Annotated in this window: 6 protein-coding genes; all 6 read right to left on the bottom strand. The window is 47.4% G+C overall.

What is annotated here, in order from left to right:
- A partial coding sequence (locus EO130_RS07545; RefSeq protein WP_206513135.1) for a cytochrome c3 family protein occupies positions 1-1,341 on the bottom strand: 1,341 nt, incomplete at its 3' end.
- Positions 1,317-3,137: a cytochrome c3 family protein gene (locus EO130_RS07550; protein WP_127140918.1), complete on the bottom strand. Its 1,821-nt coding sequence runs from the start codon at positions 3,135-3,137 to the stop codon at positions 1,317-1,319. The genes EO130_RS07550 and EO130_RS07545, both read right to left, overlap by 25 nt.
- Before the next feature lie 25 nt (positions 3,138-3,162).
- Positions 3,163-4,503, bottom strand: coding sequence for an NAD(P)-binding domain-containing protein (locus EO130_RS07555; RefSeq protein WP_127140919.1), 1,341 nt, complete (start codon positions 4,501-4,503; stop codon positions 3,163-3,165).
- Positions 4,503-5,330, bottom strand: coding sequence for a hypothetical protein (locus tag EO130_RS07560; RefSeq protein ID WP_241244319.1), 828 nt, complete (start codon positions 5,328-5,330; stop codon positions 4,503-4,505). The genes EO130_RS07555 and EO130_RS07560 overlap by 1 nt, the downstream gene beginning before the upstream one ends.
- 539 nt (positions 5,331-5,869) lie before the next feature.
- A complete protein-coding gene (locus tag EO130_RS07565) occupies positions 5,870-6,778 on the bottom strand; it encodes a PorP/SprF family type IX secretion system membrane protein (protein ID WP_164732897.1) in 909 nt (302 codons plus the stop codon).
- An 11-nt stretch (positions 6,779-6,789) separates the two neighbouring features.
- A partial coding sequence (locus EO130_RS07570; RefSeq protein ID WP_164732898.1) for a gliding motility-associated C-terminal domain-containing protein occupies positions 6,790-7,343 on the bottom strand: 554 nt, incomplete at its 5' end.

Below are 7,343 nucleotides of genomic sequence, written 5' to 3' on the forward strand. Positions count from 1 at the left end.
TTGATGGCAGGAAACACAATCCGATGACAGCCCTTGATAGGTACCATTGGTATGGCACTCTGTGCAGTCTTGTATATCATGCCCCTGGGTCAATGGGAAAAAGTCATGGTCGATTTGGGCGGGTGCCCATCCGGGTGCCATTGTATGACAGGAAACACAATCCGTGGAAAACCCGATATCCTTATGGTCTGGGTCTTGTGTGGCCAGATAATCCTCTTGGTGACAGGAAACGCAATCCGGGGAAAGCCCCGCATAGGTGCCATTGGTATGGCACTCTGTGCAGTCCTGAATATCATGCCCCTGGGTCAGCGGGAAAAAGTCATGGTCGATACTTGCCGGTTCCCATCCGGGTGCCGTGGTATGACAGGAAACACAATCCGTGGAAAACCCGATATCCTGATGGTCCGGGTCTTGTGTGGCCAAATAATCCTCTTGGTGACAGGAAACACAATCCGGGGAAAGCCCCGCATAGGTGCCATTATTATGGCATTCGGTACAATCCTGAATATCATGCCCCTGTGTCAATGGAAAAAAGTCGTGGTCGATTCGAGCCGGTGCCCATCCGGGCGCTGTGGTATGGCAGGAAACACAGTCCGTGGAAAAACCGACATCCTGATGGTCCGGATCTTGTGTGGCCAAATAGTCCTCCTGATGACAACTAAGGCATTCCGGGGAGGTATCGCTATAGTTACCCGTGGTATGGCATGCCGCACAATCCTGTATATCGTGCCCTTCGGTCAAGGGAAAAAAATCGTGATCGATGTTCTCCGAATCCCAACCAAAACCCAAGGGATCGTGACATTCGATACAATCCATGCCATATCCGGCCTCTTGGTGGTTTGGGTTCTGCGTGGCCAGGTAATCGTCTTGGTGACAGAAAATACATTCATTGCCGATCCGATCAAAGCGCAGGGTGTTTTGGGAACTATGGCACTCGACACAGCTGAGGTTATTATGGGATCCGATCAGCGGAAAACCATTGGCTTCGTGCAGTTCGGGAATTTCGCTCACCAACCAAGAATCGGTATCATGGCATCGGATGCAGTCGTTACCTACGGTTTGACTGTGGACATCGGTATGGCATGAGGCACATTCCATGGGAGCTCCCTTAAAGCTAAGGTCTTGATGGCACATTTTACAATCCACCAGCTCATGTGAGCCTTCCAATGGATACGCTGTGGTATCGTGGTCAAATTGCAGGCTACTGTAATCGATTTCCCAACCGGCAGGGTTATGACACTCTTTACAGTCCATTTTAAAATCCTCCCCATGGGGCGACTGAGCGGCCAAGTTAGCGATGCCGAAAAGGAACACTATTATTGCAAATGACAGTCGATACATTCGAATTTATTTAGTTGATACAGGGTTACGGTCTCGCCCGCTGCGTTGACCACTTCATGACAAGCACTACAGGCCACTTTATCGTGCTGGCCTTCCAAGGGAAAATCGGTACTGTCATGGTCGAACAGCTCCGGGTCCCAGCTTTTGGTCACATGGCATCTCGCACAATCCGTCACCCCCTCGATTTCAAAAGCCAATCCATGGACATTCTCATGACATGTGGCACATTCGGCAGCCAATCCATCGAACTGTTGGACCCATCCTTTGGCGGCATCGGCATCTACCTTAAAGTGGCACTCGCTACAAGCGACCTCCAAGTGCTTGCCGTCCAAGGGCCAATCCGTTCTTCCATGATCGAAATCCACATCGGTCCAGTTATCATTGCCGTGGCATCGGGCACAATCCTTATCGGGATAGTAAGTCGTATCCATATATCCTTGATGGATATCCTGGTGACAATCCACACAGGTGGTCCCCATATCGGTAAAGGTCCATTTTTCATCACGCTCATCGATATGACAGGCAAAACATGGGGTTGCCATATGGGCACCCTTCAGGGGAAAATCGGTTGATTGGTGCTGCTCCAAGGTATACAGCGTAAAATCAAAACCATGTTCCAAGGAATGGCACTCCACGCAATCCGCAGTAACCCCTTCCCGAGTGAATTCCCCTTCATGGTAATCTTCGTGACAACTGATACATGACGAGAAATCGATGGGATCGGAAAAACGCTCTTCATGACAGGCACGACAATCCACTCCTACATGTTGTCCTTCCAAGGGATAATCCGTAACCCCGTGATCAAAGAAATCCATATTCCTCAAGGACAAAAAGCTGGATTCCCGATGGCATTGCACGCAATCATTGCCATAAAGTCCTTCATGGACATCATCGTGACAACTGATACAATCATTTTCCACGATATCATGTGGTTGATCCTGAAAAACACGCAAGGGATCTTGATTGTCCTTATGGCATGCAAAGCAATCCAAGCTCCCATGGCTACCACGAAGTTCAAAACCAGTGACCGTATGTGCAAAATTGCCCTGGCCCTTGAAGGTAGTAAAAGAAGATTCCGTATGACACTGGGCACATTGCCCTGGCAACTGGGAGTTATGGGGGTCCTGATGACAACTTGAACAGTCATCAAAAGAAATGCCCGCAAATTTCTGGAATTCCACCTCATTGCGCACTGTCATAGGATGACATTCCTTACAATCGACCTCCGTATGTTCCCCTTTAAGTTCAAAATCGGTATGTGCATGGTCGAACAAGGGAGCGGGTTGAAACCCGTCCAAATCGTGGCACTCCCTACAATCCTCTGCTAGCGTCCCTTGATGGTAATCCTCATGACAGGACAAACAGGCATCATCGAGCCCCAAAAAGGTTTTTTCCTTCTTTTTCAGTTTCCCATCCCCTATATTTTCGGAATTATGGCATTCCCGGCATTCGATCTTGGCATGCTGCCCTTCCAATTCATAGCCCGTGGTCATATGATCGAAAGCTTCCTGGTCGAAACGGACCATATCAAAGCGGCGGCCATTGTGTTCCCCATGGCATTCAACACAGTTTTGTTCCACCACGGTGGGATTACCGTGCAATCCGGAGGAACGGTTGACCAAGGACTGAATTTCAACATGACACTCCAAACATTTGGTATCCAACACCTTGTCCCCTAGCTTATGGCATTGGGTACAATTGCTCAACCCTTCCAAATCGGCATGGGCGTCGGTCAATGGCCCTGGCGAAATCTGTCCCAAGGTGGGGAGCGCCCAAAAGAGAGCAAAAGCCAGCATGGTATGTAGGGTAAAGCCTTTCAAATTACTTTTTATAGGATTTAAGTATATGCCCAAAACGCTTGGTGATGTTTACGCCCGCCTGTTCCAAAAAACGAGTGGGCAGTTCACCCCCGGCAAAGATGTAGACCAAATCGTTCGCCAACTCCTCAGGCTCCTTATCATCTGCCTTTATCATAACTTTTTGGGGGGCTATGGACACCAGATTGGAATTGAACCATACCTCCAGTTTTCCCGAGTTCATGGCTTCGTGGATTTTTTCCCTGTTTTTTGGTTTCAGCCTTGAAAAGCTATCCTTTCTATAGGATAGTACCACTGTATTATTTTCCATCAACAACATGGCGGATTCAATGGCCGAATCCCCTCCACCGACCACCACTATTTTTTTATCCTGGATCAGTTCGGGCTCCAACAAGCGATATGCCACTTTTTGACTTTCTTCCCCAGGAATCCCCAACTTGCGGGGCGTTCCGCGTCTACCTATGGATAGCAGGACTTGATGGCACAAGAAGGTCTCCCCACTGTTTGTAATGATTTTGAACACCTCACCATCCATGGGAACGATTTTGTCCACTTTGGTGTGCTCCCTAATATCCAATCCATGTTCTGCAATCACTTTTTTCCATAATTGCAGGAGTTCATCCTTACTGGTATCGTAGAGTTTAACCTTCCCATACAGCGGGAGATACATGGGAGCTGTCATTACGATCTTGGATCTTGGAAAGGTATAAACCGTACCCCCGAGGGAATCCTGCTCCAAAGTCACATGGGACAATCCGCTTTTCTTTGCTTCCAGGGAAGCTGAAATCCCAGCGGGACCTGCGCCGATAACTACCAAATCCAAAATATCCGATTTGGACGGTTTCATGGACTTTACGATATTTTGAACGGCCTTTTGACCTTGTTCCACACTGTTTTTTATCAGACCCATGCCACCCAGCTCCCCGGCAATGTACATTCCTTTGATATTGGTCTCGTAATCCTCACTGACATGGGGCAGGTCCACACCCCGGGTCTCGGTTCCTATGCGCAGGCTGATCGCCTCTACGGGACAGGCATGAAAACAAGCTCCGTGACCGATACAATTGGACGTATTGATTGCTGTGGCAACTCCGTCCACTATGCCCAAAATGTCCTTTTCGGGACAGGCAGAGATACAGGCCCCACTGCCAATACAGCTTTTTAGATCAATATGCGGATGCAGGGATACGGGCTCAAACAGCCCCTCCAATTTGGCCGTAGCGACTTTTTCTAGGGTCTGCTTGTCACTTTTACGCTTGGTCCTTAGGTAGAAGAAGACGACCATACCGCAAAGAAGAAAGACCAGGCCATAAACGACCATTTGTTCCAGGAGTACCGTTTCCATTAAAAAATCCATTTATATCCCATAGCCCAGGCAACGGACACGTGGATGATTACAATGACCAGCATAATTATGGCAAAGGGCATGTGAACGACATGCCAGTACTTGAACAATCGCTGCATGGTCTCCAATCTGGAAATTCGTTTGGAGAGACGTAGCTCCCGTTTGGCCATGGATAAAATTTCCTTCTGATGTGACTTGGCCAGATCCATGTTGGCCAAAGTTTTTTTAACCTGGGAAATACCCTGTCGTTTCTGGCCATTACCACCAAACTGCAACATAAGCGTTACTTGGTCAATATCGGCTTTGTCCATTTCAAATTGTTGCTCCAGTACTGCGGCCATATCGGTTTTCATAGCCTGAAGCTCTGCAAGGGAAAGTGCCCTTCCCTCTATGGTACGGGGAATCTGATTGTAGATAAACCTGCCCAGAATCCCACTAAGGACCACGGCCACCATACTCCAGAATGCAATTGACACGATACCCCCGAACTTAAATGCGGTATGGAACAAAATCATTATAGGACCAACGGTGCAAAGAAAAATATGGAACTCCAACAAGTATTTCAAACGAATAAAGCGCTCCAAAAAATTATACCGTTTCCGGGCAATATAGATAAAGACCCCAAAGGCAATTAAAAAAGTACCGATTACCCCAAGCCCCTGACCATGGATTCCACTGGGTTTGAACCAATGGTGCCTAGGATGGTAAAAACGCTCTTCCAATGGCAAGGCGTAATAAGTATAGCCGGTGCAGGCCAGATAACAGGTTATGGCCACGGTAATTACGACCATGGCTCCCAAATACGCATTGTGTACTACTTTATTCAAACAAAATATTTTAAATCTTTCAATATGACCCCTGTTAAAATGACAATCGAAAGCGCTTTTACCCTACTTTTGATTATGTTAAAAACCAAAGGAAAGTTTGCCTGTAAACCTTGGCGGCTAAATATGGAAGCCAGCTGATACGATAATTCCCAATGTTGCCTCCCCGCAGCAACCCATCATTCTCAATGGATTTTCACAAAATAATGTTTTCCAGCGATTGCACAACCACCCATGTAACCCGTGGACCATATTAAGAATAAACGTTTCGACTGCACACAAAATAGTGGAGTCAAAATAAAGTTGAGACAACGCATCATTTCAATTCCAACCATTTATATCTATTTAATTATCTTTGAAATGTTGAAAGCGATTTAACCATATAAGTTCACAAATCGTCAACAATAAATGTGAACTCTCTCAGGATATTGACAAATACTGGGCTGATGAATAAAGGTTCTGAACCTCTCAAGGGATTACAAACCTCTAGTTATGACTTGGAGAGTCTAACATCTGCGCAATGTATTTTGGTATGGAAACAATCAAGGCCTTCTTGCCAACAAAAACCTGAAGACCAGTTCGTGGGTGTTGCCTGCACTGGCCTGAAGTTCGGTCCTCAGGGAACTCTCATAAGCATACCCTAGAGTGATTCGTTTGGACAATTCTAGGGACATGATTCCCGAAATCGCTCGGTCAGTGCGATACGCCGCCCCTATGGAAAAACGCTCCGAAAAGGTGACCAAAGTGAGCAGGTCCACCGAAACAGGGGCACCCTCCACATAGCGCAACAGGAAGGATGGGGAAAATTCAACAGTATCAGAAAACCAAAAATCATAACCAGAACTCAAATAGATATGCGGACGGTTCTGCGCCACTGTGGCCACTCCACCGCCATCATCCGTGCGGTCCGTCGTCAGAAGCCTTGGTACGGATAAAGATAAGAAAAAACGTTCTCCGTTCAAATAGACCCCTGCTCCAATGTTCGGGTTGAACTGCCTGATATCCTGCAAAGAAAGGTCCATTATGTAGTTGTAGGTCTCAAGCCCGCTGACGTTGACCGCGTAATTCGTGCCCCCGGCCTTCAGCCCCAAATAAAGGTCAGTTTCAAGACCCAATCGAACATGGTAGGAAAAATCAGCATAAACACCTGTTTGGCTTTCTATAAAGGTACGATCCTGTATCACCGAGACACCCACACCGAGGTTCCCTCCAACAGGGACGCCAAGAGAGACCGCCTGGGTCTCCGGGGCGAATTCAATATTAGACCATTGCCTACGCAATGATGCATTTATCCATGTCTCACCTTCCACACCCACAATAGCAGGGTTCAAAACGTTCATATGATATCGATACAATGTCAGGTTGGCTTCCTGCTGCCCAAGGACTGGTCTTAATCCGGCTAACAGGATCACAACAAACAAAAGTATCTTAGCCAAAACTGTTTTTATCATTTCCATTCTATTTATTGACTCTTAATGTATATCCATCCTTCCTGGTCCACCGACCCATCACCGTCCAGATCAATCTGATAGAGATAAGAGGCACCGTTGGGCAAATAAGATCGATAGCGCCTATAACGGCCATCCCAATCGTTTCTATAGGCTACCGCACTAAACACTTCCTTGCCCCATCGGTTGTATACCCATACCCTGCAGTTGGGATAATTCTCGATGTTATAGATCATCCAGGTATCGTTCACGCCATCGCCATTGGGCGTAATGGCCTGCGAAACATAAATCCTGTCCTCATCGCACACGTCACCAACACCATCTCTATCGAGGTCCGATTGATCCGGATTGTAAACCCTCGGACAGTTGTCCCATTGGTTCTCAATACCATCGCTATCCATATCGATGCCATCTGATGGGTCCTCTGGATTCATGCCCTGCTGTTCCTCCACGTAATCAGGAACACCGTCACCATCACTGTCAAGAACATCGGTACCATCATCAGGGCCCGTGCCCTGCTGTTCCTCCACATAATCCGGAACGCCGTCTCCATCGCTGTCAAGCACAT

It is taken from the genome of Flagellimonas marinaquae, from assembly GCF_003992675.1.
Lineage (GTDB): Bacteria > Bacteroidota > Bacteroidia > Flavobacteriales > Flavobacteriaceae > Flagellimonas > Flagellimonas marinaquae.

Bases quoted from the DNA above. Each gene is read 5' to 3' on its own strand.
- EO130_RS07550 (WP_127140918.1), bottom strand. From the start codon at position 3,137: ATGCTGGCTTTTGCTCTCTTTTGGGCGCTCCCCACCTTGGGACAGATT.
- EO130_RS07555 (WP_127140919.1), bottom strand. From the start codon at position 4,503: ATGGAAACGGTACTCCTGGAACAAATGGTCGTTTATGGCCTGGTCTTT.
- EO130_RS07565 (WP_164732897.1), bottom strand. From the start codon at position 6,778: ATGATAAAAACAGTTTTGGCTAAGATACTTTTGTTTGTTGTGATCCTG.